Annotated in this window: 22 protein-coding genes; 17 read left to right on the top strand and 5 right to left on the bottom strand. The window is 59.9% G+C overall.

Features of this window, described 5'->3' with window-relative positions:
- Window positions 1-227: 227 nt before the first annotated feature.
- From efeU to lpxO, 5 genes are all read left to right on the top strand, one after another.
- Complete coding sequence (gene efeU / locus IT763_RS13870) at window positions 228-1,073, top strand: iron uptake transporter permease EfeU (RefSeq protein ID WP_016927330.1); 846 nt, start codon at window positions 228-230, stop codon at window positions 1,071-1,073.
- A 20-nt stretch (window positions 1,074-1,093) separates the two neighbouring features.
- A complete protein-coding gene (efeO, locus tag IT763_RS13865; RefSeq protein WP_049299139.1) occupies window positions 1,094-2,230 on the top strand; it encodes an iron uptake system protein EfeO in 1,137 nt (378 codons plus the stop codon).
- Between the two features lie 11 nt (window positions 2,231-2,241).
- A complete protein-coding gene (gene efeB, locus IT763_RS13860; protein WP_033640038.1) occupies window positions 2,242-3,540 on the top strand; it encodes an iron uptake transporter deferrochelatase/peroxidase subunit in 1,299 nt (432 codons plus the stop codon).
- A gap of 717 nt (window positions 3,541-4,257) precedes the next feature.
- Window positions 4,258-5,046, top strand: coding sequence for a phosphate starvation-inducible protein PhoH (phoH, locus tag IT763_RS13855; protein ID WP_015378226.1), 789 nt, complete (start codon window positions 4,258-4,260; stop codon window positions 5,044-5,046).
- A 234-nt stretch (window positions 5,047-5,280) separates the two neighbouring features.
- A complete protein-coding gene (gene lpxO, locus IT763_RS13850) occupies window positions 5,281-6,183 on the top strand; it encodes a lipid A hydroxylase LpxO (RefSeq protein WP_015378219.1) in 903 nt (300 codons plus the stop codon).
- Between the two features lie 36 nt (window positions 6,184-6,219).
- Here the strand turns inward: lpxO and chaA are convergent, their stop codons facing one another.
- Together chaA and IT763_RS13840 are read right to left on the bottom strand one after the other, a co-directional pair.
- Window positions 6,220-7,323, bottom strand: coding sequence for a sodium-potassium/proton antiporter ChaA (gene chaA / locus IT763_RS13845; protein WP_004934723.1), 1,104 nt, complete (start codon window positions 7,321-7,323; stop codon window positions 6,220-6,222).
- Window positions 7,324-7,617: 294 nt separating this feature from the next.
- Window positions 7,618-8,436: a siderophore-interacting protein gene (locus IT763_RS13840; protein WP_033640040.1), complete on the bottom strand. Its 819-nt coding sequence runs from the start codon at window positions 8,434-8,436 to the stop codon at window positions 7,618-7,620.
- Between the two features lie 130 nt (window positions 8,437-8,566).
- Between IT763_RS13840 and chaB the strand changes: the two genes are divergently transcribed.
- The 10 genes from chaB to IT763_RS13790 all read left to right on the top strand — a co-directional run bounded on the left by chaB (window position 8,567) and on the right by IT763_RS13790 (window position 19,703).
- The gene (gene chaB, locus IT763_RS13835) at window positions 8,567-8,794 is read left to right on the top strand and encodes a putative cation transport regulator ChaB (protein WP_016927335.1); all 228 of its coding nucleotides are present in this window, start codon (window positions 8,567-8,569) and stop codon (window positions 8,792-8,794) included.
- 252 nt (window positions 8,795-9,046) lie between these two features.
- Entirely contained in the window at window positions 9,047-9,742 is a 696-nt protein-coding gene (locus IT763_RS13830; protein WP_164052456.1) for a gamma-glutamylcyclotransferase, read from the top strand.
- Between the two features lie 300 nt (window positions 9,743-10,042).
- A complete protein-coding gene (gene cbl, locus IT763_RS13825) occupies window positions 10,043-10,996 on the top strand; it encodes an HTH-type transcriptional regulator Cbl (RefSeq protein WP_004934716.1) in 954 nt (317 codons plus the stop codon).
- A 174-nt stretch (window positions 10,997-11,170) separates the two neighbouring features.
- The gene (locus IT763_RS13820) at window positions 11,171-12,739 is read left to right on the top strand and encodes an ABC transporter substrate-binding protein (protein WP_016927337.1); all 1,569 of its coding nucleotides are present in this window, start codon (window positions 11,171-11,173) and stop codon (window positions 12,737-12,739) included.
- A complete protein-coding gene (locus IT763_RS13815) occupies window positions 12,739-13,788 on the top strand; it encodes an ABC transporter permease (protein ID WP_206194778.1) in 1,050 nt (349 codons plus the stop codon). Before IT763_RS13820 ends, IT763_RS13815 begins: the two co-directional genes overlap by 1 nt.
- On the top strand, window positions 13,785-14,654 hold the full coding sequence (locus IT763_RS13810) for an ABC transporter permease (RefSeq protein WP_016927339.1): 870 nt from the start codon (window positions 13,785-13,787) through the stop codon (window positions 14,652-14,654). Before IT763_RS13815 ends, IT763_RS13810 begins: the two co-directional genes overlap by 4 nt.
- Window positions 14,644-15,486 (top strand): ABC transporter ATP-binding protein, encoded by an 843-nt coding sequence (locus IT763_RS13805; RefSeq protein ID WP_016927340.1) that lies wholly within the window; start codon window positions 14,644-14,646, stop codon window positions 15,484-15,486. Before IT763_RS13810 ends, IT763_RS13805 begins: the two co-directional genes overlap by 11 nt.
- Window positions 15,483-16,154, top strand: coding sequence for an ABC transporter ATP-binding protein (locus IT763_RS13800; RefSeq protein ID WP_016927341.1), 672 nt, complete (start codon window positions 15,483-15,485; stop codon window positions 16,152-16,154). The genes IT763_RS13805 and IT763_RS13800 overlap by 4 nt, the downstream gene beginning before the upstream one ends.
- 132 nt (window positions 16,155-16,286) lie before the next feature.
- A complete protein-coding gene (locus IT763_RS13795; RefSeq protein WP_197817626.1) occupies window positions 16,287-17,861 on the top strand; it encodes an ABC transporter substrate-binding protein in 1,575 nt (524 codons plus the stop codon).
- Between the two features lie 231 nt (window positions 17,862-18,092).
- A complete protein-coding gene (locus tag IT763_RS13790) occupies window positions 18,093-19,703 on the top strand; it encodes a hypothetical protein (protein ID WP_197758355.1) in 1,611 nt (536 codons plus the stop codon).
- Here IT763_RS13790 and IT763_RS13785 read toward each other — a convergent pair.
- The gene (locus tag IT763_RS13785; protein WP_197817628.1) at window positions 19,700-20,368 is read right to left on the bottom strand and encodes an A24 family peptidase; all 669 of its coding nucleotides are present in this window, start codon (window positions 20,366-20,368) and stop codon (window positions 19,700-19,702) included. The genes IT763_RS13790 and IT763_RS13785 overlap by 4 nt on opposite strands.
- Window positions 20,369-20,797: 429 nt before the next feature.
- Here IT763_RS13785 and IT763_RS13780 point away from each other — a divergent pair, with 429 nt between their 5' ends.
- A complete protein-coding gene (locus IT763_RS13780; protein ID WP_197817629.1) occupies window positions 20,798-22,309 on the top strand; it encodes a YchO/YchP family invasin in 1,512 nt (503 codons plus the stop codon).
- On the opposite strand, the gene narL is transcribed toward IT763_RS13780, so the two are convergent.
- Together narL and narX are read right to left on the bottom strand one after the other, a co-directional pair.
- Entirely contained in the window at window positions 22,306-22,956 is a 651-nt protein-coding gene (narL, locus tag IT763_RS13775; protein WP_004934684.1) for a two-component system response regulator NarL, read from the bottom strand. The two genes, IT763_RS13780 and narL, sit on opposite strands and share 4 nt — an antisense overlap.
- A gap of 10 nt (window positions 22,957-22,966) precedes the next feature.
- A complete protein-coding gene (gene narX, locus IT763_RS13770) occupies window positions 22,967-24,751 on the bottom strand; it encodes a nitrate/nitrite two-component system sensor histidine kinase NarX (RefSeq protein WP_164052450.1) in 1,785 nt (594 codons plus the stop codon).
- Between the two features lie 349 nt (window positions 24,752-25,100).
- Between narX and IT763_RS13765 the strand changes: the two genes are divergently transcribed.
- Window positions 25,101-26,495, top strand: a complete 1,395-nt coding sequence (locus IT763_RS13765) for a NarK family nitrate/nitrite MFS transporter (RefSeq protein WP_016927348.1) — start codon at window positions 25,101-25,103, stop codon at window positions 26,493-26,495.
- Window positions 26,496-26,514 lie beyond the last annotated feature (19 nt).

The following is a 26,514-nucleotide window of genomic DNA, read 5'->3' as shown; positions in this document are numbered from 1 at the left end:
TCGGCAAGGGGCGCGCAGAGCGCCCCTTCTTTTTGCCTGTTTGCCCGTCATTCGGCTGTAACACCTGGCGACATTTGATTAGAAAAAATCACGCTTGCGCCTCTTGTATTTCTTTTTGCCAGAATGATAATCACTCTCGTTGTATTTTACGTTTCTTTACATACTCGCCGCGGCTCATTTCGAGCCGGTTTGCTCTGCCGCCGCGGTCTTTTCAGGGGTGATTAGTTATGTTCGTTCCCTTTCTTATCATGTTCCGTGAGGGGTTGGAGGCCGCGCTGATCGTCAGCCTGATCGCCAGCTACCTGAAGCGCACGCAGCGCAGCCAATGGCTGGGCGCGGTGTGGATCGGCGTAATTGTCGCTGCGGCGCTGTGTCTGGCGCTCGGCATCTTCATCAATGAAACCACCGGCGAGTTCCCGCAGAAGCAGCAGGAGCTGTTCGAAGGCATCGTGGCGGTGGTGGCGGTGCTGATCCTCACCTATATGGTGTTCTGGATGCGTAAGGTGTCCAAATCGGTCAAGGTGCATCTGGAAGGGGCTATCGATCAGGCGCTCAGCGCCGGTAAAGGGCAGGGATGGGCGCTGGTGGCGATGGTGTTCTTCGCCGTGGCGCGCGAAGGGCTGGAGTCGGTGTTCTTCCTGCTGGCGGCGTTTCAGCAAGACGTGGGCGCCGCGGCGCCGATCGGCGCGGTGCTCGGCCTGGTGGCCGCCATCGTGCTGGGCATGATGATTTACTGGGGCGGGGTGAAGTTGCACCTGGCCAAATTCTTCAAATGGACCAGCCTGTTCATTCTGTTCGTCGCCGCCGGCCTGGCCGCCGGGGCGATCCGCGCCTTCCACGAAGCCGGTCTATGGAACCACTTCCAGGACATCGCCTTCGATTTCAGCAGCACCCTGTCGACCCATTCGCTGTTCGGCACCCTGCTGGAAGGCATTCTCGGTTACCAGGAAGCGCCGACGGTCAGCGAAGTGGCGGTCTACTTCCTGTATCTGATCCCGGCGCTGATTTTCTTTTTCCTGCCGCAGCGCGCGGAGCCGGCAGCGGCCCCGGCGCAACGTAAAATCAATCATTAATGTTTAATAGGGAATCTCGTATGTCTACTCCGTTATTTCGCCGCAAGGCGTTGCACGCAGCATTACTGGCTATCCCGGCGTTTGCGCTGAGCCTCGACGCCTTGGCGGCGGACGTGCCGCAGGTCAAGGTTACGGTTAACGACAAGCAGTGCGAACCGATGCAGCTGACGGTCCCGGCCGGCAAGACGCAGTTTGTGGTGCACAACACCAGCCAGAAAAACGTCGAATGGGAAATCCTGAAAGGGGTGATGGTGGTGGAAGAGCGCGAGAACATCGCGCCGGGCTTTACTCAGAAAATGACCGCCACGCTGGAAGCGGGCGAATATGACATGACCTGCGGGCTGCTGAGCAATCCGAAAGGCAAACTGATCGTCACCGCAGCGGCCAACGGCGCCACCGACGGCAAGCCGAACGCGCTGGACTTGGTTGGCCCGATCGCCGAATACAAGGTTTACGTCACCAAAGAAGTCGATGGGTTGGTGAAACAGACCAAGCTGTTTACCGACGCGGTGAAGGCCGGCAACGTGGAGCAGGCGCGCAAGCTGTATGCGCCGACCCGCCAGCACTATGAGCGCATCGAGCCGATCGCCGAGCTGTTCTCCGATCTGGACGGCAGCATCGACGCCCGCGAAGACGACTACGAGAAGAAAGCGGCGGACCCGAACTTCACCGGCTTCCACCGTCTGGAGAAGGCGCTGTTTGCCGACAACTCGACCAAAGACATGGGCAAATATGCCGATCGTCTGTATCACGACACCGTTGAGCTGCAAAAACGCGTGAGTGAACTGACCTTCCCGCCGAGCAAGGTGGTGGGCGGCGCAGCCGGGCTGATCGAAGAAGTGGCGGCCAGCAAGATCAGCGGTGAAGAAGACCGTTACAGCCGCACCGATTTGTGGGACTTCCAGGCCAACGTCGACGGCGCGCAAAAGATAATCAATCTGCTGCGCCCGCTGCTGGTTAAGGCCAATAAGCCGCTGCTGGACAAGATCGACGCCAACTTCAAAACCGTGGACACCATTTTGGCGAAGTACCAAACCAAAGAGGGTTATGAGTCCTATGAGAAGCTGACCGATGCCGATCGCAATGCGTTGAAAGGGCCGATCACCACGCTGGCGGAAGATCTTTCCCAGCTGCGCGGCGTATTGGGTCTGGACTGAGGCATACGGTTATGAGCAACAAGGCAGGCCCGCATAACGGGCCGCATCCGCAATCGCAGGGGGCGGCATCGCCTTCGCGACGCCGTTTGCTGCAAGGGCTGGGGCTGGGCGCGCTGGCGCTGGGCGGCAGCCGCCTGGCGCAGGCGGCGGGCAACGCGGCGGAGCCGTTGGCGACGCCGCAGGATGAGCGCTGGCAGAAACAGCCGTTTTATGGCCGCCATCAGGCTGGGGTGCTGACGCCGCAACAGGCGGCGATGATGCTGGTGGCGTTCGATGTGCTGGCGACCGACAAAGCGGGGCTGGAGCGCCTGTTCCGGCTGCTGACCGATCGCATCGCCTTCCTGACTCACGGTGGCAAGGCGCCGGAGGTGGACGCCAAGCTGCCGCCGCTCGATTCCGGCATCATGGGGCCGGAGATTTACCCGGACAACCTGACCATCACCGTCTCGGTCGGCGCATCGCTGTTCGATGAACGCTTTGGTCTGCAGGCGCAAAAACCGCTGCGGTTGCAGAAAATGACCCGCTTCCCCAACGATGCGTTGGACGCCGCGCTTTGCCACGGCGACCTGCTGTTGCAGATCTGCGCCAACACCAACGAAACGGTGATTCACGCGCTGCGCGACATCATTAAGCATTCGCCGGATCTGCTCAGCGTGCGCTGGAAGCGGGAGGGGTTCATCTCCGCGCACGCGGCGCGCAGCAAAGGCAAAGAGACGCCGATCAACCTGTTGGGTTTCAAAGACGGCACCGCCAACCCGAAAACCGACGACAAACCGCTGATGGATAAGGTGGTGTGGGTCGGCGACAACGTCGGCGAGCCGGCGTGGACGGCCGGCGGCAGCTATCAGGCGGCGCGCATTATTCGTTTTCGCGTCGAGTTTTGGGATCGCACGCCGCTGCAGGAGCAGGAAACCATCTTCGGCCGCGAGAAGCACAGCGGGGCGCCGCTGGGCATGAAGCATGAACATGACGAGCCGGACTACGCGAACGATCCCGACGGCAAGGTGATCCCGATGGATGCGCACATCCGGCTGGCTAACCCTCGCACGCCGGAAAGCCAAAGCAACCTGATGCTGCGGCGCGGCTACAGTTATTCCCTTGGCGTCTCCAATGCCGGGCAGCTGGAAATGGGGCTGCTGTTCGTCTGCTATCAGGCCGATCTGGAGAAAGGCTTCCTGACGGTGCAAAAAAGGCTGAACGGCGAAGCGCTGGAGGAATACATCAAGCCGATTGGCGGCGGGTATTTCTTCGTGTTGCCGGGCGTGAAAGAGGGCGGCGATTATCTGGCCAGCGGCCTGCTCAAGGCCTGAAGCAGGAATGACGAGGCGGGATCTTCCGCCTCGTTTTACGTTTGTCTTACCCGCTGCAGGGGGCAGTGAACGATGAAACGCAATTCAATGCTTTGCCGGTAGATTAAAAAACACGCAGTCATGCTGTTTTTGATTGCGCAAAATTTAATCGGGAAACCAAAGTGTCATTCGCGGGTTTTAATTGTAATACATTGATATTTATTGATTATAATTTTCTATGGAATGACGTCTTGGGCGTGATATAGTGTTTTTGCGTTAACTGAAAACAAAAAATATTAAATTTTTTTACATTTTAGTAACGCCGTGGGATTGAATGTCATTATACTGTAATCATCTGGCGGTAGTTTTCACACGGTGCACAGCTTGAAGCTGTAAATATCACTGCGGGGATCGCTAATGGTAAAGTCCTTGGTTGGGCTGGAAAGAAAAAATAACACATCTCCCCTGATTTCTCGTTGTAACGAGGGTTCTCTCTCCGACTCTCTTTTACCGGCAACTCCGCACTCTTATCGCTACCGAATCTCATCGCTTTTTACTCCACGTTTATTGATGCAGTCCGCGTTGTCCCGTGAAGACACGGCGCTTAAGCGTTGCCGTCGATTCACTTTGTCCCTTGGCTCTTATTGGCTCGGAGGAGGCCAAAACCTAATACGTGTGTGAAACATAATCGCGCGGCCTGGCCGTTGCGGTAGGTGAAACAAACTGTAAGGTGCCACTATGGGTAGACAGAAAGCAGTGATCAAAGCACGTCGTGAAGCGAAACGCGTTATTCGTCGTGACGCTCGTAGTCATCGCCAGCTGGAAGAAGAGTCTGTGACCTCGCTGGTGCAAATGGGGGGAGTCGAGTCTATCGGCATGGCGCGAGACAAGCGCGATAGCTCACCCATCGAGGCTAGAACCGAAGCTCAGGGTCATTACTTATCAGCCATAGAGAATAAGCAGCTGATCTTCGCCACTGGCGAAGCCGGCTGCGGCAAAACATTTATCAGCGCCGCCAAGGCGGCGGAGGCGCTGATCCATAAAGAGGTGGATCGGATTATCGTTACCCGTCCTGTTTTGCAGGCGGATGAAGACCTCGGTTTCTTGCCGGGGGATATCTCCGAGAAGTTCGCGCCTTATTTCCGCCCGGTGTATGACATTCTGGTGCGCCGTTTAGGATCTTCCTTTATGCAGTACTGCCTGCGCCCGGAAATCGGCAAGGTAGAGATTGCGCCGTTCGCTTACATGCGCGGGCGCACCTTCGAAAATGCGGTCGTTATCCTGGATGAAGCCCAGAACGTGACCGCCAGCCAGATGAAAATGTTCCTGACCCGCCTGGGAGAAAACGTGACGGTTATCGTTAACGGTGATGTGACCCAGTGCGACCTGCCGCGCGGCGTGAAATCCGGCCTCAGCGATGCCCTGGAGCGCTTCGAGGAGGACGAGATGATTGGCGTTATCCGCTTTGAAAAACAGGACTGCGTGCGTTCCGCTCTGTGCCAGCGCACGCTCAACGCTTACAGTTAACCTATCCGCTAATGGAAAGGCCGCTTCGGCGGCCTTTTTTATCTCCGCAATTTCCCCTCTCGTTTAACCTTTGTGTAAATTATTGTGGTTTTCTGTATAGATTTTCGTTGAGTTAGCGTTAATGATTAATGGGTTCCAGATTGGCGCGCAATTTGCCTGTGCCGCCAAAAGGACATTCTCTGGGGTGTGCGCCGCGCGGCGCATAGCGTGTGGGTTCCTTGATGCGATTCAAACATGAAATACATCATTCTGCTTTTGCTTATTTTATGCGTCGTCTATGTGCATTACCGCGGGCGGGTGCGCTACAACGTGTGGCGTCAGCTGTCTGACCATTCCACCTTTACCGCACCGCTGAACGTCTTCATGTATCTGTTTTCCCGTGTGCCGACCACGCCGTACCTGAAGCCGGAGCAGTTTCCTGAGCTGGCGGTACTGCGGGAGAACTGGGAAACCATCCGCGACGAAGGACAGAAGCTGATGGAGATCCAGCAGATCAAGGCGTCCGATCAATTCAACGACGCCGGCTTCAACTCGTTTTTCAAGACCGGTTGGAAACGCTTTTATCTGAAATGGTATGAGGACAGCCATCCCTCCGCCATGACCCTGTGCCCGCAGACCACGGAACTGCTGCGCAGCTTGCCTTCGGTCAAGGCGGCGATGTTCGCCGAACTGCCGGACGGCAGCCGGTTGCCGCGCCACCGTGACCCTTACGCCGGTTCGCTGCGTTATCACCTGGGGCTGATTACCCCCAATGATGACCGCTGCTTCATTGAGGTGGACGGTGAGCGCTACAGCTGGCGTGACGGTGAAGGGGTGATGTTCGATGAAACCTATCTGCACTATGCGGAAAACCAGAGCGGGCAGAATCGCCTGATCCTGTTCTGCGATATCGAACGGCCGATGCGCTACCGCTGGGCGCAGGCGGTTAACCACTGGCTGGGGCGCAATCTGATGAGCGCCGCCACCGCGCCGAATGAAGAGGGCGATCGCACCGGCGGCGTCAACAAGATGTTCAAATACATCTATGCGATACGCCGGGTGGGGAAACGCCTGAAGGCCTGGAACCGCACCGGTTATTACATCATCAAGTGGATTTTGTTCGGGGGGATCGCCGCGGCGATATTCTTCTCGGTATAACGCAGGCAGGGGCGCACAGAGTGCGCCCCTTTTTGATCAGGCGAAGATCGTCATCATGTAGGCGGCGAACAGCGCCAGGTGGGCGGTGCCGTTCAGCACGTTGGTGCGGCCGGTCGAGAACGACAGCTGGCACAGCAGCAACACCGTCAACATCACCACGATATGCGGCGTTTGCAGGCCGAAGATCAGCGTCTGCCCGGTCAGGGTAGCGATGATGGTCACCGCCGGCACCGTCAGGGAGATGGTCGCCAGCACCGAACCGAAGAACAGGTTCATGGCGCGTTGCACCTGATTGTTCAACACGGCGCGCAGCGCGCCCAACCCTTCCGGCGACAGGATAAGCAGCGCCACCAGGAAACCGGTGAACTGCGCCGGCGCATTCATCTTGGTCAGCAGGCCTTCCAGCGGATTGGCATTGAACTTGGTGACGGCGATAACCGCGATCAGGTGCACGATGAGCCAGGCGGCGTGCCAGGCGCTGCTGTGCGAAGAAGGCTTGCCGTGGTGCGGGTCGCCATCGTCGTCTTCATGCTCGTACACGAACAGGCTCTGGTGGGTTTTGGTCTGGATCACCAGGAACACGCCATACATGGCGGCGGAAATCAGCGCCACCAGCAGTGCTTGCCCGGTGCTGAAGTTGCCGCCTGGCAGCGCGCTCGGGAACACCAGCACGATCACCGCCAGCGGGAAAATCGCCATCAGATACTGTTTGATGCCGCCCAGGTTGACGTACTGGGTGGCGAACTTGCGCCCGCCGAGCAGCAGCGCGAAGCCGACCAGGCCGGCGGAAACGATCATGATGATGGAGTACAGCGTGTCGCGCATCAGCGCCGGCGCGGCGTCGCCGGTGGCCATCAACGCCGAGATCAGGCTGACTTCGAGGATCACCACCGACAGGCTGAGGATCAGCGAGCCGTAGGGTTCGCCCAATCGGTGGGCCAGCACGTCGGCGTGGCGCACCACGCTGAAGGCGCTGCTGAGGATCCCCACCAGCGCGAGAATATTGATGCCGACAATCAGCGGAAAGTTAGCGGTGCTGCCCCATAAATTCAACACCACCAGCGCGGCGATGGGGAAGATCAGCGAGTATTCGGTGTGGCGAGACTTGGTGGATCGGCCAGGATCGTGTTGCGACTTCATGAGGGTGGCACTCCTTCTCAAACAGCGTAGCCCGTCAGCGCCGGTCGCCGTGATGCGGCAACTCTGCGTTTCCAGTAGGTATTTTATATTAGGATACACCCGCGGCGCCGGTGTGATGTTGTTTTTATCTGAGAAAGCAATTGCTTGCTTTATGTGATCAGGGTAACAAAAAAACCGCACGGGGTGCGGTTTTATTTACTTACTTTTACGCAATAACGCTAATTTTTAACGTTAGATTTGAGAAAAGTCGTGTTTACTTGTTTACTGCTCGGTTAATCAAGGAGAATGAGACGGTCAGTCGTCAATATTATCCATGATTTCATGCCGTTTATTGTGGTAACCCTCTTCATTTAGCCCCTCACGCCAGTAAGGCACGGCATAAAGACGATTACGATCGCATTGACGTTCGCGCCGTAGGTAACGGCGCAACTCTACTACCAGGCGATCTTCACCGGCGAGCCAGAAATGCGCTTCACCCTGCGGCACGGACTGCGCGCGGAACCGAGCGACCAATTCGTCGGTTTTCTCTGTGCCGCCGACGACCCAATTCACCTCAACGCCGGCAGGCTTTTTCAGGTCAATCACGTCGGCAGTGCTATCGACGCGGACGAAAGCGCGCCCGGCGCCGTGCGGCGGCAGGTTTTCCAGCAGCGCGGCCAACGCCGGCAGCGAAGAAGGATCGCCCGCCAGGCAGTAGAAGTCGGCGGCCGGCAGCATCGGTTTGGGGCCGCCTGGATTGCTGATGCCGATTTTATCGCCGATTTTCGCCTGGCGCGCGAAGTCGACCGCCGGTCCCTGGTGATCGTGAATGGCGAATTCGATGTCCACTTCCGCCTGTTCCGGGCGCACGGCGCGAATGGAATAGGTGCGCACGATCGGGCGCACGGCATCGGCAGCCCAGCGCGGGCCGTTTTCGGTCAGCGTCGGCAGATCCGGCTGCGTTTGGCCGGCGAGCGGCAAAAAGACCTTGATGTGCGCGGCGGCGGCGTTGGCCGGGTAGTAGCGCAGATCGGGCGCGGTAAAGGTGATGCGGCGCAGGTGCGGCGTAATGTCCTGTACGGCGCTGACGGCGATCAGGTAGGGGGCGCGTGAGCGAGGGGCTTCGGTAGTCACGGGGATCTCCTTATAGGTCGTTTGGCGGTGAGTATACCATGCCGTTTGATAATGAGAATTGTTTGCTCATTGAGGCGTAACCGCGTGTGGGCTAGGCTTAAGGTTCACGCAATACGCACGGGAGGATGTGATGCCATACCAAGACACGAACGACTTGCCGGACAATGTGAAGCATGTGCTGCCGGAACATGCGCAGGCGATCTATAAAGAAGCGTTTAACAGCGCCTGGCAACAATACCGGGATCCCGACGATCGGCGTGGTGACGACAGCCGGGAGGAGACGGCGCACAAAGTGGCCTGGGCGGCGGTCAAGCAAAGCTATCGCAAGGGCGACGACGAACGCTGGCATAAAAAGTAACGCCTCTATGCCCCGGTAAGAATCGCGCAGACGTTATGCTGACCTCGGCAATTAATATTGTTGCTGCTCAGTACAAATACTTTTCCACGTTAACGCCGCTTTGCAACTTGATTGCGCGGCGGGAAAAGAATATGGTCATTATTAATCGGCGCGGTTATTGAATTAATAAAATTCCGCACCAAAAAATAAAATTGCAAAGGTTCAGTAGTGGCGAGGGAGGACGAGAAATCGTATTCCCGGGAGGTTGTAACAGTGTTAACGCGAGATTTTCTGCAAAAAGCGGATTGCAAAACCGCCTTTGGCGCTATTGAGGAGTCGCTGTTGCTGACGCCTGAACAGCGCGCAGCCTCGTTGGAATGCACGCTATCGCGCCGGCCGGATCACAGCCCGGTATGGGTATTCGGTTACGGTTCGCTGATGTGGAATCCGGTTTTCGAATCTGAAGAAGTGCGGCCCGCCATGCTGCAGGGCTGGCATCGGGCGTTCTGCATGCGTTTGACCGCCGGGCGCGGCACGCTGCATCAGCCGGGGCGCATGCTGGCGCTGAAAGAGGGCGGCCAGACCACCGGATTGGCGTTTCGTCTGCCGGAAGGCAAGCTGCGAGAAGAGCTGGAGCTGCTTTGGAAGCGCGAAATGGTGACCGATTGCTACGTGCCGACCTGGTGTGAACTGCAGTTGGATGGCGGAGAGACCGTCACGGCGCTGGTGTTCGTGATGAACGCGCAGCACCCGCTGTTTGAAGCAGACACCAGCCACCAGGTGATCGCGCCATTGATCGCCAGCGCCAGCGGCCCGCTGGGCACCAACGCGCAATACCTGTTTGCGCTGGATAACGAGCTGAAGCACCACGGCATGCAGGATGATTGCATCGGCGATCTGGTGTGCTATGTACAGCAATGGTTGCAGCAGAACCGCACCGGCGGCATCGGCAGCGAGGCCACCGCCTGAGGCTGCTGCGGGAATGCGAACGGTGAGGGGCTCAGCATGCTGGGCCCTTTTTTATATCTAATGCCTCTATTTAATAACTTTATTCTGCATGATGACTTAAGTTGCTTTATTTGTGTGGTTATTTATCTCTTTATTTTTAAAGCCATTCATCATTTTCCCCCGTCCTCATCCCCCGAGAGCCACGATAAATAATTCACTTAGTATTAAATTGCATAAGTAAAGGTTATTTCTTATTTGTTCAGCCCCGCAGGACTCCGTATCAATATGGCAGACGCTACTGCAAGAAACAGGGAGACGGGGATGAACTTTCAACAATTAAAAATTATTCGCGAATCGGCGCGCTGCAACTACAACCTGACCGAGGTCGCCAATACCTTATTTACTTCGCAGTCCGGCGTTAGCCGGCATATTCGCGAGTTGGAAGAAGAGCTGGGCATCGAAATATTCATTCGCCGCGGCAAACGGCTGCTGGGCATGACCGAGCCCGGCAAAGAGCTGCTGGTGGTGGCGGAGCGCATTCTTAACGACGCGAACAACATCCGTCGCCTGGCGGATGTCTTCAGCAGCAACGATTCGGGGCAGCTGCATATCGCGACGACGCACACCCAGGCGCGCTATAGCCTGCCGGGGGTGATCAAAGAGTTTCGCGCGCTTTACCCACGGGTGCGGGTGGTGCTCAATCAGGGTAGCCCGGAGGAGATCGTCTCGATGCTGGCCGCCGGTGAAGCCGATATCGGCATTGCCAGCGAACGGCTGATGAGCGACGAGTCGCTGGCGGCGTTCCCTTACTACCGCTGGCATCACACCATTCTGGTGCCGGAAGGGCACGAGTTGACGCGGCAGCCGCAGGTGACGCTGGAGATGCTCAGCACCTTGCCGCTGATCACTTACCGCCAGGGCATTACCGGCCGCGCGAAGCTGGATGCGGCGTTCAAATCGGCGGGCCTGACGCCGGACATCGCGCTCAGCGCGCAAGATTCCGACGTGATTAAAACCTATGTCGAGCTGGGGTTGGGCGTGGGCGTGCTGGCGGACATGTCGTATGAAAAAGAGCGCGATCGCGGCTTGGTCAGCCTCAACGCCGAGCATTTGTTTGAACCCAATACGGTCTGGCTGGGCCTGAAACGCAGCCAGCTGCAGCGCAACTATGCCTGGCGCTTTATTCAGCTGTGCAACCCGACGTTGTCGCTGACCGAAATCAAAGACAAGGTCTTCTCGTCGCAGCTGGATGCGGTGATTGACTACCAGATTTAATCGATAGCGGCAGGCAATGCCTGCCGCACATGCTGCATCGCCTGCCTAATAATCAAAATCCCATCTATATACATAAAAAGAATATCTATAGTGATTTAAGTACCTTCAGCTGCCGATCGTGCTCGCATACACTCGCAAAATTATTATAAATTCCATCCGCTTGGAGAGTTTCAGATGAAAGCGCTCGTTCCTTCTTTGCTGTTTTTGGCCGTGGCGGCCAGCGTAAACGCACAGGCGGCGACGCCGGCCAACACGCTGGTGATCGCGCAATCTATCGATGACGTGGTCAGCTTTGACCCGGCCCAGGGATTTGAGTTAACCACGGTGCAGTCGTTCAACAGCCTGTATCAACGTCTGATCCAGTCAGATCCGCACAATCCCATCGATCTTAAACCAACCCTGGCCAGCAGCTGGCAGGCCGGCGCCGACGACCGCAGCCTGACTTTCAGCCTGCGCCCGGACGCCACGTTCGCCAGCGGCAATCCGCTGCGGCCGGAAGACGTGATCTTCTCGCTTTCACGGGTGGTTAAACTCAATCTCGAACCGTCGTTTATCCTGACGCAGCTGGGCTGGAACGCGAAGAACGTGGAGCAACACCTGAGCAAGGTGGACGAGCACACGGTAAAAATCAGCTGGAGTGAGAACGTCAGCCCGGCCTTCGTGCTCAGCCTGCTGTCGGCGCCGGTATCCTCGATCGTCGACGCCAAAGAGGCGCTGGCGCACCAGCAGGGCGACGATCTGGGGCACCAATGGTTGAACAGCCACTCCGCCGGCAGCGGCCCTTACAAAATCCGCACCTATGTGCCGCATGAAGTGGTGGTGCTGGACGCCAATCCCGGCTCGCCGGAAGGGGCGCCGACGCTGAAAACCATCCTGATCAAAAACGTGCCCGATCCGGCGGCGCGGCGTTTGCTGATCGAGCAGGGCGATGCCGATATCGCCCGCAACCTGGGGGCGGACCAGATGGCGGCCCTGAAGGGCAAGCCGGGCGTCAAACCGTTGGCCATTCCTTACGCCTCGCTTTATTTCCTGCAGTTCAACGCCAAGGCGTCGCCGGCGCTCGGCAATCCGGCGTTCTGGGAGGCGGCGCGCTGGCTGTTCGATTACCAAGGCATCGCTGACGATCTGCTGAAAGGGCAATTCCAGAGCCATCAGGCATTCCTGCCGGACGGTTATCTGGGCGCGCTCAAGGATCAGCCGTACAGCTTCAATCCGCAGAAAGCCAAAGAAATACTGGCCAAAGCGGGGCTGAGCAACGTCAGTTTCCGCCTGGACGTCAACAACCAGCCGCCGTATCTGGATATCGCCCAGGCGCTGCAGGCCAGTTTTGCCCAAGGCGGCGTGAAGGTCGAACTGGTGCCGGGCATCAGTTCGCAGGTCTCCACCAAGGTGAAAGCGCTTAACTACGATGCGACGCTGACCTCCTGGGGGCCGGATTACTTCGACCCTAACACCAACGCCGCCGCCTTCGCCTACAACCCGGAAGACGGCAGCAAGACGCTGGCCTGGCGCGCCAACTGGCAGATCCCGGCGCTGAGCAAGCTGACGCTGGCCGCCACCGCGGAAAATGACACCGCCAAACGGGTGGCAGACTACCAGCAACTGCAAAAACAGGTGCAGCAAAGCTCGCCGTTTGTCATCGGCCTGCAGGCGCGCAGCCTGATTGCGGTGCGTGACAACCTCAAGGGCTATGTGCAGGGCATCAACCCTGACATGGTGTTCTACAGCAAGGTCAGCAAGTAATGGCCGCTGACCTGTCCGCCGGGGCGGCCCGGCGGTATTGGCGCTGGGGCGGGCGGCTGCTCGGCGGCGCGCTGTCTCTGGCGCTGACGTTGCTTGGCCTGCTGCTGTTCACCTTCATGCTGTCGCACCTGGCGCCGATCGATCCGGCGCTGCAGGTGGCGGGCGATCACGCCAGCGAAGCCACCTATGCACAGGTGCGGCACGAGCTGGGGTTGGATCAGCCGCTGCCGGTGCAATTTTGGCGTTACCTGGTGCACCTGGCGCACGGCGATTTGGGCATTTCGCGTATTACCGCGCAGCCGGTGTTGAGCGATCTGTTGCGCACCTTCCCGGCGACGGTGGAGCTGGCCACCTGCGCCATTATCCTCGGCGCCCTCGGCGGCATTACGCTGGCGTTTCTGGCGGTGCTCAAACCGGGCAGCTGGCTGGATAACGCGGCGCGTCTGCTGTCGCTGATCGGTTATTCGGTGCCGATTTTCTGGCTGAGCCTGCTCGGGCTGTTGCTGTTCTACGCCACGCTGCATTGGTCGGCGGGGCCGGGGCGGCTGGACGACATTTACTTGTACAGCATGGAGCCGCGCAGCGGTTTCGTGTTGATCGACAGCTGGCTGTCCGGCGATCGTGAAATGTTCTACGACACCATCGGCCACCTGTGGCTGCCGGTGGTGGCGTTGGCGCTGCTGTCGATGGCGGGCATCACCCGGCTGCTGCGGGCGGCGATGCTGGAAGAGTGCAACAAGGAATACGTGACGCTGGCGCGTTCCAAGGGCGCTGGCCGCCTGCGCATTCTGCTGCGCCATGTGTTCCCCAACGTGTTGGGCACGCTGATCACCGTACTGTCTCTCTCCTACGCCAGCCTGCTGGAGGGCGCGGTATTGACCGAAACGGTGTTCGCCTGGCCCGGCGTCGGGCGTTACCTGACCTCGGCGCTGTTTGCCGCCGACACGCCGGCGATCCTCGGCGCCACGCTGCTGATCGGCACCTGTTTCGTGCTGTTGAATGCGCTGGCCGACGCCTTGACCTATTTAGTGGATCCGCGAACCCGATGAGCCAATATCTCTCTGAACACGAACCGCAAAGCGAGCCGGCCGTCGGTTACCGCCGCGGTCGACGTCTGACCACGCTGACGCTGGGCGCGGCGCTGGTGGCGATCCTGATCGTCACCGCGCTGCTGGCTCCGTGGCTGGCGCCTTTCGATCCCAATCTGCAGCATATCGAGCTGCGGTTACTGCCGCCTTCGGCTGCACATTGGCTGGGCACCGACGGCTTTGGCCGCGATTTGCTCTCCCGCGTGATTTACGGCGCGCGGCCGACGCTGATCCTGGTGTCGCTGATTCTGGTGTTGACCATTCCCATCGGCCTGCTGGTCGGCATTTGCGCCGGTTACCTCGGCGGCTGGGTCGAGCGCATTTTGATGCGTCTGACCGACATTTTCCTGTCGCTGCCGAGTCTGGTGATCGCGCTGGCGTTCGTGGCGGTCATGGGACCGGGGCTGATGAACGGCGCGCTGGCGCTGGCATTGACCAGCTGGCCGGCCTTTGCCCGCCAGGCGCGGGCCGAAACCCTGGCGCTGCGCCGCAGTGACTACCTGGCGGCGGCGCGCATGCAGGGCATCAACGGGTTGCGGCTGATGGTCGGCCACATTTTGCCTTTATGCCTGCCGAGCGCGGTGGTGCGTGCGGCGCTGAGCCTGGGCGGCATCATCCTGTCCGCCGCCGGTCTGGGGTTCCTCGGCATGGGCGTCGCGCCGCCGACCGCCGAATGGGGGTCGATGGTGGCCGAAGGCAGTAAAGTGATTTTCGACCAATGGTGGGTCGCCGCCGCACCAGGCGGGGCGATCCTGTTCGCCAGCCTGGCGTTTAACCTGCTGGGCGATGGCCTGCGCGACAAAATGGATCCTCGTCATGGGCACTGATAACACGTTATTGACCGTTGAACGGCTGGCGATCGGCGTGCCGGGGCCGCAGCCGGCGGCGCTGGTGAAGAATATCTCGTTCAGCATGGGGCGGGAGCGGCTGGCGCTGGTCGGCGAGTCCGGCTCCGGCAAATCGTTGACCGCGCGCGCGCTGATGGGGCTATTGCCGCCGCCGTTGCAGCTGCAGGCGCAGCGCCTGACGCTGGGCGACGAAGACTTGACGCGCCTGAGCGAGCGCCAGTGGAGCCGCCTGCGCGGCGACCGGGTGGCGATGGTGATGCAAGATCCCAAGCATGCGTTGAATCCCAATCAGCCGATCGGCCGTCAGGTGGAGGAACCGCTGGTGTTGCATGCCAAGCTGAGCCGCGCCGAGCGGCGTGAAAAAGTGCTGGAGATGCTGGCGGCGGTGGGATTGCCCGATCCGGCGGCGCTGTGCGGCCGTTATCCGCATCAGCTCTCCGGCGGCATGGGGCAGCGGGTGATGCTGGCCATTGCGTTGATCAACGATCCGCAGCTGTTGATTGCCGATGAACCGACTTCGGCGCTGGATCACCAAATGCGCGATCAGGTGCTGCAACTGATAGACAATCTGGTGGCGCAACGCAACATGGGGCTGATCCTGATCAGCCACGATTTGCAGCAGGTGGCGCACCACTGCGAGCGGGTGCTGGTGATGTACAAAGGCGAGCTGTTGGATCAACTGCCGGCAGCAGAGCTGGCGCAGGCCACGCATCCTTATACTCGCACGCTGTGGGCGTGCCGGCCGAGCCGCGAGACGCGCGGCAAACCGCTGCCGGTGCTGGACCGCGCGCTGTTGGAGACGTTGAAATGAGCGTAATTGCACTGGAGAACCTGAGCGTCAGTCACCGCCAGGGCTACGAGCTGCGCACCGTGGTGCATGAGGTTAACCTGCACATCGAACCGGGTGAGTGTTTCGGGCTGGTGGGGCCTTCCGGCTGCGGCAAGTCCTCCTTGCTGTGGGTGCTGGCCGGGCTGAATGGCAGCTGGCAGGGCGGTTTTGAGCTGCTGGGGCGGCGGCTGCAACCGGGGCAGGCATTTACCGGCGAGCTGCGGCGCGAGGTGCAGATGGTGTTTCAGGATCCCTATGCTTCGCTACACCCCAAGCACCGGCTGTTGCGTACGCTGTCGGAACCGCTCAAATTGATGCAGGAAAGCGACATCGAACGCAAGATCAGCGCGGGCTTTCGCCAGGTGGGGTTGGATCCGCGCCTGCTGGATCGCTACCCGCATCAGCTGTCGGGCGGCCAGCGGCAGCGCGTGGCGATCGTGCGCGCATTGTTGCTGCGGCCGAAGTTGCTGCTGCTGGATGAACCGACTTCGGCGTTGGACATGTCGGTGCAGGCGGAGATCCTCAATCTGCTCAACGAGCTGAAACAGGCGGGCGATCTGACTATGGTGCTGGTCAGCCACGATGCGGACGTGATTGACCACATGTGCGATCGTTCGGTGGCAATGGCGCACGGCCGCATCATCGTTTGACCCAATGCCCGTCAATGCGGCGGGCATATCCATCTTGGTAATAAATAAAGCAATTTATCGTCGTTCTTCTGTCAATTCTTACCCCCTACACTCGAAAAACAACGCAACCGCGTGATTATGGAGAGTGTATCGATGAAACGGTTAATCCCAACCTTATTGTATGGCGCGCTGGCGGCCGCTTTCGGTGCGCAGGCTGCCACCCCGCAGGATACCTTGGTGGTGGTCAGTTCGTTGGAGGGCATTATCAGCCTCGATCCGGCGGAGAGCTTTGAAACCGTCAGCTCGGCCAATCTGGTCAACCTCTATCAACGCCTGGTGGCGCCGGATCGCGCCGCGCCGCAAAAGCTGGCGCCGGACGCCGCAGGCAGTTGGCAAGCGGGCGCCGATGGCCGCAGCCTGACCTTTACCCTGAAATCGCAGCAGCGTTTCGCTTCCGGCAATCCGCTGCGGCCAGAAGATGTGATTTTTTCGCTGGTTCGCGCGGTGAAGCTGAACAAGGCGCCGTCGTTTATTCTCGGCGAGTTTGGCTGGACGCCGGATAACGTTGAGCAGCAGTTGAAGAAGGTGGGAGATAACCAGGTGCAACTCAGTTGGCCCGCCAACATCGGCAGCGAATTGGCGCTGCGGCTGCTGACGGCGAATGTGGCTTCGATCGTGGATGAAAAGCTGTTGAACGAGCACGCGCAGCAGGGGGACTACGGTAACGCCTGGCTGCGCAGCCATTCCGCCGGCGGCGGCCCGTATCGGGTGAATAACTATGTGCCGCATGAAGCGCTGCTGTTTGGCCGTAATGACTACGCTCCGTCGCCGGCAAGGTTGAAAACGGTGTTGTTCAAGAACGTCAGCGACGCCGGTACCCGCCGTTTGCTGTTGCTGAAAGGGGATGCCGACGTGGCCTACGATCTGGGGGCCGACCAGTTCGACTCACTGCGTAACGCGTCTGGCGTGCGCATCGAGCAGGCCGATGCGCCCCGGATCTATTACCTCGGTTTCAACACCGGCAGCAAAGACAATCCGGCGCTGGGCAATCCGGCGTTATGGCAGGCGGCGCGCTGGCTGGTCGATTATCAGAGCATCGCCGAGCAACTGCTGAAAGGGCAATATCGCGTGCATCAGGCCTTCTTGCCGCAGGGATTGGACGGGGCACTCGACGATCGGCCGTTTAAGCTCGACGTGGACAAAGCCAAACAGGTCCTGCGCGATGCCGGCATCGCTGAAGGTACGCGCATCGATCTTATCGTCATCAACCAACCGCCGTATACCGACATCGCGCAGGCGCTGCAGGCCAGTTTTGCGCAGGCCGGGCTGCGGTTGGATATCCATCCGGTGGTAGAAAGCGATCTGTGGGGCAAGATGCGCGGCCGCGATTTTCAGGCGATCTTCACCTACTGGGGCGCCGACTACCTGGATCCGAACACCAACGCCAGCGCCTTTGCCTATAACGTGCCCGGTGGGCCGAAAACCCTGGCCTGGCGCACCCAGTGGGATATTCCCGCCATCAGCGCGGAAACGCGCGCCGCGGCTGCGGAAGGGAACAGCGCCGCGCGCAGCGCACGTTACGTCACGTTGCAACGGGAACTGCAGACCAGTTCGCCCTATGTGGTGGCGCTGCAGGGGCAAACGCTGGTGGCATTGCGAGACAACGTCGAAGGTGCCCGGCTGGATATCGCCAACAGCATGCTGTATCTGGATCGGGTCAGCAAGTAGCGGCAATGCCGCGCGCCCGGCCGAGCTTTCTGTCGCACCAAAGGCCAACAGCGAGTGAAATCGCTGGCTGTTGTCACCTCGGATCGCGAGATGTTGTGTCAGGGTGAAATAAAATGAAATTTCATAACGCGCTCATATGACGGTGATAGATTGGCACTGAAAGGCGGCGTTGTTGACGCCTTTCACCGCGGCCGTCCGCAATGATGCGGACACATCACGTCAGGAGATATTATGGACAATAACGAAAACGCTTCAGGAGCGCGCGCAGCAACCTTGCTCGCCACCGGTGAGGTTGTTACGCCGGAACAGTTTTATCAGGACAGCGACGGAAGCAACTGGGGGCCGGCGATCAACAAAGCGGCGGCAGCGGCGCTGCAAGCCGGCGGTACGCTGTCCCTTGGGAAGCGGGTGTATACGGTCGCCGGACACGTAGTCATTCAGACGACAACGGACATCTACGGCGGCATCGGGTTGCGGGTGGTCGGATTGGGACGGGCGACCAAAATTGTCAAGACGACGGACAGCAGTTACACCAACGAACAGGGCGAAACGAAGAAAGCGGTGATCGTGGTGAAAGGCTTTGCCAATCTGACGCTGCACGGCTTGACGTTGCGGGATGATACCGGCGTAGACGACACTCACGGCGTGTGGTTCAGCGATCGCAATATGACGAAGTTTGATATTCGCGACATCTACACCAAGGTCGGCGGTTATTCGCTGTTTGTCTCGGGCGATATGTTCATTAACTGGCTGGTGAACGTGCAGATGGAGGCAAACGCCAATCGGCCGGGCGATGGGGTGCTGTGGATGGACAAGTCCGGCACCACCAATTTTATAGACGGCCTCTACGCCGCTCGCGCCAAGGGGACTGCGTTCAGAATTTCAGGGTTTTACTCTACTATCGGCTCGTTGGCTGCGGATGACTGTATCGGCGATATCTACTCGTTCAAAGATTTTAACGGCACGATCAATTCGTTGGGTTGCGAGAACCGCAATACGCAACGCGCCGCCAATGTCAGCGTGTTGTCCACCAACTTTGCCCAGGGCACGATAGGCAATATCAATATCCAGGACGCGCAGAATGTGGAGAGCGGGAGCGTGTTGTGCCGATTCATCAACGAATCTCGTTGGGACATCGGTCAGTTGACTCTTTACAGCGGTTCTAAGACGCCGTTCCCGGCGGCGATCGCCGCCTGCAGCAACAATACCGAGGTAACCTTCAGTAACGTATACAACGGCGGCGTTCCGGTGGCCGGCAAAAGCACCGTCGACGTTACGTCGTTTTTAAGCGGGGTCGAAGCGATGTACAGTCTGGGCGAGCGGGGAATTGCCCCTTCCGCCACCAGCAACCATTTGCCGCGCAATATCTCGAAACAGCAATCGTGGACTTTTTTAGGCACCCTGACCGCGCCGGATCGGCAACCTACAACGCGCATTACTCTTCAACAGGGCGTAAGCACCAAGGTGCTGGCGTGCGATTTATATATCACGTTCGATCTGTCTTCGCAGGCAACCGCCTTTGTCGTCAATAAAGGCAGCTATAGTGCGAAAGGCGCCTTTATGTTGCGGCGCACCGGGCCGTTAAGCTGCGAAATATATTACCGCGTCGAGAAAGATTTCGGCTTTGGCAGTTATCAGGTGCAGACTACGCGCGGCAGCTACTGGCGGCCGGACGGCGTTTCATTGAGCACGCCACCCGCCGATGCGTTGGAAATCCGCAGCGATGAGGTGTTATCCACCACCAGGCTCGCCGTGATCCAGCCACTGGCCAATCCGACAACGGCCAGCACGGCGGAAGTGGCAGGATTGCTCAATCGGCTGATCGAGACACTGAAGAACTAACCGAATAACGCCGGCGCGTTTTGGCCGGCGTCCATCAAGAGCAACAGCCAGCCGGCGGCCGCCAAGGCGATGCCGAAAGGTTGCCGCGTTCGCCAGGCGCGGCGGTTGCGGCGGCCGCGCGTCAATGCCATGCCTAATCCGAACATGGCCGCCAGACAGACCAGCAGCGGCAGCATCGTCCAACCGAGCCAGGCGCCCAGCGCCGCCAGCAGTTTGAAATCACCCTGGCCGATGCCGTTACGCCGCCGCACCTGCCGATAAAGCGCGTTGAGCAGCCACAACCCCCCGTAGCCGGCGGCGGCGCCGATAACCGCGTCGCCCAGCGTCGCCCAGCGAGCGTCAAGATTGCACAGCATCCCGCCCCACAGCAGCGGCTGGGTTAACCGGTCCGGCAACCACCGGTGGCGCCAGTCTAGCCAGGCCAGGGCGATCAGCAGCGCCGCGGCCGGCGGCAACCACAGCCGGTGTGCTGCCGGCAGGTCGAAGGGCAGCGCCGTCAACGCCAAACCGAAGGCCGTCAGCAGCAGGCTACGGCGGCGCAATTTCGGTGGGCTGGCGCGCACGGCCGCCGTTCGCTCCAATCGGGTGATGAGCGTGAAGGCGAGCGCACCTGCCGACAGCAGCGCGGTGAAAAACAGCGCAGGCCACAGTAAGGAAAGAAACATCGGGGCTCCGTCAGTCGTGAAATAGATGTTTAAAATAACGGCAAAATGCGTATTTCATCGGGGTGAAATGCGGTGGGCTGTGAGGAATGCGCAGTTGTACGCATCGCCACTTCACGTATTGCAGAGTGAGGCAATGTCATGCGCGGAGGCGCGCAGCAGTGGGGTGTTGCGCTTTTTATCGGCAAAACCGGTGCTGAAATGGTGTGAATTCACCTGGCGGCCGGAATGGATCGGTAAAGGGTGTAAGTGACGGCGTCACTTGGGAGTGATTGGGGTTTATCCTATTGTTTCTGTTCGTCAAGCCGTTAGACTTTAAGGGAGAGGCGCCCCGGCCTGGACGGGGTGTAGGGTTTCCAGATCTGCCGCGGGAAAGGCGACAGCAAAGCAGTGGGTTGGCCCGCTCCAGGAGGGAGGGGGGCCAACGGTGCCATGAAAGACGAAATTCAGGCGGGACTCATCAAAACCAAAAAACGACGCTGGCACAGCCGCCAGGCGGTGTGGCTGGCCGGGGCGCTGGTGTGGCTGGCCGGCGCGGCGCCCGCCTGCGCCGAATCCCCGCCGGCGCCGGAGAGCGTTGTCTCTTCCGCACAGGCCGTCGCAGATCCGGCCGCGAATTTGCCCGAACTGGGCGGCGCGCCCGATGACGCCGCGCGCGAGAAGCAGTGGGCCGAGATGGCCAAGCAGTTCGGCGAAAAAGATCTGAATAACGTTTCCCGTCAGCAGATGCGCAGCCGCGCCGAGGATTATCTGCTGGGCCAGGCGACCGGCGCGCTGCAACAGCAGGCGCAGGAACTGTTGTCGCCGCTGGGCACCGCCCGATTATCGCTGGAGATGACCGGTGAGGGGGACTTTACCGGCAGCAACGGGCAGTTATTCAGCCCGCTGTACGACGTCGACGGATTGCTGACCTACAGCCAGATCGGCTGGCTACAGCAAAGCGCCGGGGCGCTCGGTAATTTCGCGCTGGGGCAGCGCTGGATCGCCGGTGACTGGCTGCTGGGGTACAACACGGCGCTCGACAGCGATTTCGCCCGGCAGCGCAATCGCGGCAGCGTCGGCGCGGAGGCCTGGGGAGACTACCTGCGTTTCTCCACCAACTATTACTACCCGCTGTCGGCGCTGGCGCAACAGTCTGGCGATGGCGTGTTTTTCAGCCGTCCGGCGCGCGGTTACGACATCACGACGCAAGGCTATCTGCCGTTTTATCGCCAGATCGGCGGTTCGCTCAGCTATGAGCAGTATCTCGGCGATAATGTCGATCTGTTCGGCAGCGGCAAAAAACAAAACGATCCGCGCGCGATGCAGCTGGGGCTCAATTACACCCCGGTGCCGCTGGTGACGATGAAGGCGCTGCATAAGATTGGCGCGGGCGGGCAGAGCCAGGATCAGATCGAGCTGGCGCTGAGCTATCGGCTCGGGGTGCCGTTGGTGAAGCAGATTTCGCCGGAGTATGTGGCGCAGGCCAAGTCGCTGCGCGGCAGCCGCTACGATCCTATCGAACGCAAGAACGTGCCGGTGCTGGAGTTCCGCCAGCGCAAAACGCTGCAGGTGTTCCTGGCCACGCCGCCGTGGAGCCTGCAGGCGGGGGAAACCGTGCCGCTGGTGCTGGAAATCAAGGCGCTCAACGGCATCGCTCACGTCAGTTGGCAGGGGGATACCCAGGCGCTGAGCCTGACGCCGCCGCACAACGCCAACGATCCGCAGGGCTGGACGGCGATCGTGCCGCCGTGGGACGACGCGCCGGGCGCCGCCAACAGCTACCGGCTATCGGTCACGCTGGAGGACGATAAACAGCAGCGCGTGACGTCCAACTGGATAGAGCTGAAAGTGGCGCCGCCGCTGACGGCGACCGCCGGTGATGACGCGGGCCTGCCGCCGATCAAAACCCTGACGCCGCCGCCGATCCCGGCGCAAACCGGGCCGCTGTACGGCGGCGACTAACCGTTTTTACCCTGCAGCACCCACACGGCGGCCTCGACGCGGGATTTTAGCTTCATCTTTTTCAGCAGGTGTTTGACGTGTACCTTGACGGTGCTTTCGGTGATGGTCAGGCGGCGGGCGATCAGCTTGTTCGGCAGCCCCTGGGCGATCAGCTTCAGAATATCCCGTTCGCGCGGCGTCAATTGCTGAATATCGCGATCGGCGCTGGGGCGGTTTTCCCGCAGGCTGGCGGCGAGGATCGGCGTCAGCGTTTCGCTGAGCACCATCTGCCCGGCCGCCGCCTGATGCAGCGCCTTCAGCAGATCCTCCGGCTCCATGTCTTTCAACAAATAACCGTCGGCGCCGCGTTTGAGCGCGCTGACGACGTCGTCTTCATGGTTGGACACGCTGAACACTACAACGCGCCCCGACAGGTCGGTCTGGCGCAGGCGATCCAGCGTTTCCAGCCCGTTGATGCCAGGCATGTTGAGGTCGAGCAGGATCAGATCCGGATCGTGCTGCTCCGCCAGCGCGACCCCTTGTTCTCCGTTGCTGGCTTCGGCGATGACCTGCAGGCGAGCGTCCATGCCAATCAGCTGTTTTACGCCGTTGCGCAGCATCGGGTGGTCGTCGATCAGTAAGATGGTGGCGGCGGTTTCTGTCGTCATGGTGTCTCCGTTAGTCGATGGCGTGGTTATCCGGCGTGAAGCTGACTCGCACCTCGGTGCCGCCGCCGCTGCGCGGTAAAATGTCGCAACAGCCGTGCAGGCTCTTGGCGCGATCGCGCATGATGATCAAGCCGTAATGGTCGGGGCGGGATGTTTCGGCCGGCAGGCCGCGTCCGTTGTCGCATACGCTCAGGGTCACTTCGCCCCGTTTGTTGATGACCTGAATGCTCACCTCGCTGGCGGCGGCATGCTTAAGGATGTTGCTGAGCGCCTCGCGGGCGATCTGCAGCAGATGAATGGCCTGGTAGGCGGGCACCGTGCGCGGCCCCAGTTGGTAATCGAGGCTGATGTTCAGGCCCAGTTTGGGATTGAACTCCGCTACCGTCGATTGCAGCGCCGCCAGCAGGCCCGGTTCGGTCAGCTGCAGGCGGAAGGTGGTCAGCAGCTCGCGCAGCTGGCGATAGGCGCCGTTCAGCTCTTCGCGCATCTGCTGCACCAGCGCCTTGCTGGCGGACGAGAGCGTTTCGCCTTGCATCTGCAGGCAGGCGATCTGCATTTTCAGGCAGGAGAGCGATTGGGCGATGGAGTCGTGCAGCTCGCGGGCGATCGCCGCCCGTTCTTCCATCAGCATCAGCTGCTGCTGGTGGTCTACCTGACGTTCGATGGCCAGCACGCTGGTCAGTTGCTCCACCAGAGTGTTGACCAGCTGGCGGTGCTCATCGTTCAGCGGCTGTTGCGGCGCATGTTGCGCCACGATCACGCCGTAGTCGCCAAGCTTGTCGCTCAGGCTCCAGCTCAGCGACGGGTTGTCAGGATGCTGGCGGTCGCTGTCGTGCAGGCAGGCGCTGCACACCGGATTATGGCAATGCTCCGGCCGCAACGGCTGGTTGCCGCTCAGCTGCAGCAGCGGCTCCCGGCTGTCGTTTTCATACAGCCGCACCTGAATGGCGCGCAGCGGCGTCAGGATTTGCAGTTGGTTGAGCAGCGGCGTCAGGCGGCTGCACAATGGCTCGCTGGCGTGCAGCAGGCGGCTGGCGCGATAGAGGAAGCTCAGCATCTGATTTTTTTGCTGCAGGTCCGCGGTCTTCTCGGCTACGCGCTGCTCCAGCCCGCTGTAGGTGGCCGACAGTTCGTCGGACATGGTGTTCAACGCGCCGCCGAGCGACGCCATTTCATCCTGATGGCCGCGCTGCGCGAAGCGGCGGCTAAAGTCGCCGCGGCCCACCGCCAACGCCATTTCCACCAGCTGCCGCCACGGATGCAGCAACCGGCGGCGCAGGTAGCAGGTGGTGCCGATCAGCAGCAGCAGGGTCAGCGCGATAAAGCCGGCCTGCACCAGCGTCACCATCAGCAGGCGGCGCTCGGTTTGCCTGTCGATATCCGACACCAGCTTATCCAACAGCTGCACGAAGTGCGCCACCTGCGGCGCGGCGTCGGCCGGGCGCTGCGCGCTGCGCAGGCGAGGTTGCAGGGTCTGTTGCCAGTAGTCGCGCAAGGCGTCGAAAGGTTGCGTCAACCCTTCCTGTTCCACCGAACGCTGCAGGTCGGGGCTGTTTTCGTCGCGCTCCAGTTCGCGGATCAACGCTTCATGCCGTTCATCCAGCGGCACCTGCGCCAGCAGACGGTAGCTTTGCATACGCAGCGAGCCGGCCTTGTTGATGGCATGCGCGTTGCCCTGAATGCTTTGCGACATCCAGGCGGAAATCCCCATGCCGGCCACGCCCAGAATGCCCGACAGCAACATCAGCAGGGCGACCTGATTCACGATCGAAAGCGGGGCCAACAGGCGTTTCATAAGCGCGGGTTCCTGGCATTTGGCGCCGCTGAAGCTCAGGGGCGAAGGCGGCGACGGGGTAAACAAGTAACGATTCAGCCGTATTTTTGATTATCCCTGAGCATAACCCCATACCTCGAATGAAGTACCCATTAGTTTCCAGGGGGGCGGCGAAGCGGTGAGGATGACGAAGTGCTTCATTCTAATTTATTGATTGTAAATGATTTAATTTTTATGCAGAACGTACCCCTAAGGGGATGAAGGCGCTATTTGTGCCGCCAACTACTTGCATTCGGGTTGATATACATCAACTTTGCCGCCGGGGCCGCCCCCTAGGGTGTCGGAATAATCCCCCGTGTCTGAGGTTTTTATGTCGCAACTTGCAACGCCTTCATCAAAGAAAACCGGTGCGCTGATTCAGGATTGGCATCCTGAAGACAGCGCCTTTTGGCTGCAGCGTGGCCATCGCATCGCCACCCGCAACCTGTGGATTTCCATTCCCTGTCTGCTGCTGGCCTTCTGCGTCTGGATGCTGTTCAGCGCCGTGGCGGTCAACCTGAACAAGGTTGGCTTCAACTTTTCCACTGACCAATTGTTCCTGTTGACAGCGCTGCCGTCGGTCTCGGGCGCTATTTTACGCGTGCCGTATTCCTTCGTGATCCCGCTGTTTGGCGGCCGTCGCTGGACCGCTATCAGCACCTGCTTCCTGCTGGTGCCGTGCCTGTGGCTGGGATTCGCGGTGCAGGACAGCAGCACGCCGTACAGTGTATTCGTCATCATTTCCCTGCTGTGCGGTTTTGCGGGCGCCAACTTTGCCTCCAGCATGGCCAATATCAGCTTCTTCTTCCCGAAAGCGCGTCAGGGTGGCGCGTTGGGTCTCAACGGCGGGTTGGGGAATCTGGGCGTCAGCGTCATGCAACTGGTCGCGCCGTTGGCGATCTCTTTCAGCCTGTTTGGTCTGTTTGGCGGCACGGCGCAAGATCAGGCAGAAGGGGGGCAGCTGTGGCTGGAAAATGCCGCCTGGATCTGGGTACCGTTCCTGCTGGTCGCCACCTTGGCGGCTTGGTTCGGCATGAACGATCTGGCGGCTGCCAAGGCATCGCTGCGCCAGCAACTGCCAGTGCTCAAACGTGGGCATTTGTGGATGCTGAGTTTGCTGTACCTCGCGACCTTCGGTTCTTTCATCGGTTTCTCCGCCGGTTTCGCCATGCTGTCGAAGACGCAATTTCCGGAGGTCGTGATCCTGCATTACGCTTTCTTCGGGCCGTTCCTCGGTGCGCTGGCACGGCCGGTCGGCGGCGCGCTGTCTGACCGTTTCGGCGGCGTGCGGGTGACGTTGATCAACTTTGTGGTGATGGCCGTGTTCGCCGCGCTGTTGTTCCTGACTTTGCCGGCAGCGGGCGAGGGCGGTTCGTTTATCGCTTTCTACGGCATCTTTATGGTGTTGTTCCTCACGGCGGGGCTGGGCAGCGGATCGACTTTCCAAATGATCGCCGTCATTTTCCGTAAAATCACTGTCGATCGCGTGAAAGCGGCCGGCGGCAGTGACGAGAGCGCACAGCGTGAAGCGGTGACGGACTCCGCCGCCGCATTGGGCTTTATCTCAGCGATCGGCGCCGCAGGCGGTTTCTTTATTCCCCAGGCATTCGGCACCTCGCTGGCGCTGACCGGTTCGCCGGCGGGGGCAATGAAAGTATTCCTGGTGTTCTATATCTTGTGTGTGGTCATCACCTGGGCGGTGTATGGCCGCAAGAAAAAGGCCTGAGTATCAAACCGCTTTCTCA

Origin of the sequence: Serratia sp. CMO1, assembly GCF_015689115.1 — a bacterium.
GTDB classification, from domain to species: Bacteria; Pseudomonadota; Gammaproteobacteria; order Enterobacterales; family Enterobacteriaceae; genus Serratia; species Serratia marcescens.
Note: the sequence above shows the minus strand (reverse complement) of the source record. Positions and strands in the feature narration are given on the sequence as shown.

Bases quoted from the DNA above. Each gene is read 5' to 3' on its own strand.
- narX (WP_164052450.1), bottom strand. From the start codon at position 24,751: ATGAAACGCCTGTTGGCCCCGCTTTCGATCGTGAATCAGGTCGCCCTG.
- IT763_RS13795 (WP_197817626.1), top strand. From the start codon at position 16,287: ATGAAACGGTTAATCCCAACCTTATTGTATGGCGCGCTGGCGGCCGCT.
- IT763_RS13815 (WP_206194778.1), top strand. From the start codon at position 12,739: ATGGCCGCTGACCTGTCCGCCGGGGCGGCCCGGCGGTATTGGCGCTGG.
- efeO (WP_049299139.1), top strand. From the start codon at position 1,094: ATGTCTACTCCGTTATTTCGCCGCAAGGCGTTGCACGCAGCATTACTG.
- chaB (WP_016927335.1), top strand. From the start codon at position 8,567: ATGCCATACCAAGACACGAACGACTTGCCGGACAATGTGAAGCATGTG.
- IT763_RS13805 (WP_016927340.1), top strand. From the start codon at position 14,644: ATGGGCACTGATAACACGTTATTGACCGTTGAACGGCTGGCGATCGGC.
- IT763_RS13800 (WP_016927341.1), top strand. From the start codon at position 15,483: ATGAGCGTAATTGCACTGGAGAACCTGAGCGTCAGTCACCGCCAGGGC.
- IT763_RS13820 (WP_016927337.1), top strand. From the start codon at position 11,171: ATGAAAGCGCTCGTTCCTTCTTTGCTGTTTTTGGCCGTGGCGGCCAGC.
- cbl (WP_004934716.1), top strand. From the start codon at position 10,043: ATGAACTTTCAACAATTAAAAATTATTCGCGAATCGGCGCGCTGCAAC.
- IT763_RS13790 (WP_197758355.1), top strand. From the start codon at position 18,093: ATGGACAATAACGAAAACGCTTCAGGAGCGCGCGCAGCAACCTTGCTC.
- chaA (WP_004934723.1), bottom strand. From the start codon at position 7,323: ATGAAGTCGCAACACGATCCTGGCCGATCCACCAAGTCTCGCCACACC.
- phoH (WP_015378226.1), top strand. From the start codon at position 4,258: ATGGGTAGACAGAAAGCAGTGATCAAAGCACGTCGTGAAGCGAAACGC.
- IT763_RS13780 (WP_197817629.1), top strand. From the start codon at position 20,798: ATGAAAGACGAAATTCAGGCGGGACTCATCAAAACCAAAAAACGACGC.
- IT763_RS13810 (WP_016927339.1), top strand. From the start codon at position 13,785: ATGAGCCAATATCTCTCTGAACACGAACCGCAAAGCGAGCCGGCCGTC.
- efeB (WP_033640038.1), top strand. From the start codon at position 2,242: ATGAGCAACAAGGCAGGCCCGCATAACGGGCCGCATCCGCAATCGCAG.
- lpxO (WP_015378219.1), top strand. From the start codon at position 5,281: ATGAAATACATCATTCTGCTTTTGCTTATTTTATGCGTCGTCTATGTG.
- narL (WP_004934684.1), bottom strand. From the start codon at position 22,956: ATGACGACAGAAACCGCCGCCACCATCTTACTGATCGACGACCACCCG.
- IT763_RS13765 (WP_016927348.1), top strand. From the start codon at position 25,101: ATGTCGCAACTTGCAACGCCTTCATCAAAGAAAACCGGTGCGCTGATT.
- IT763_RS13785 (WP_197817628.1), bottom strand. From the start codon at position 20,368: ATGTTTCTTTCCTTACTGTGGCCTGCGCTGTTTTTCACCGCGCTGCTG.
- efeU (WP_016927330.1), top strand. From the start codon at position 228: ATGTTCGTTCCCTTTCTTATCATGTTCCGTGAGGGGTTGGAGGCCGCG.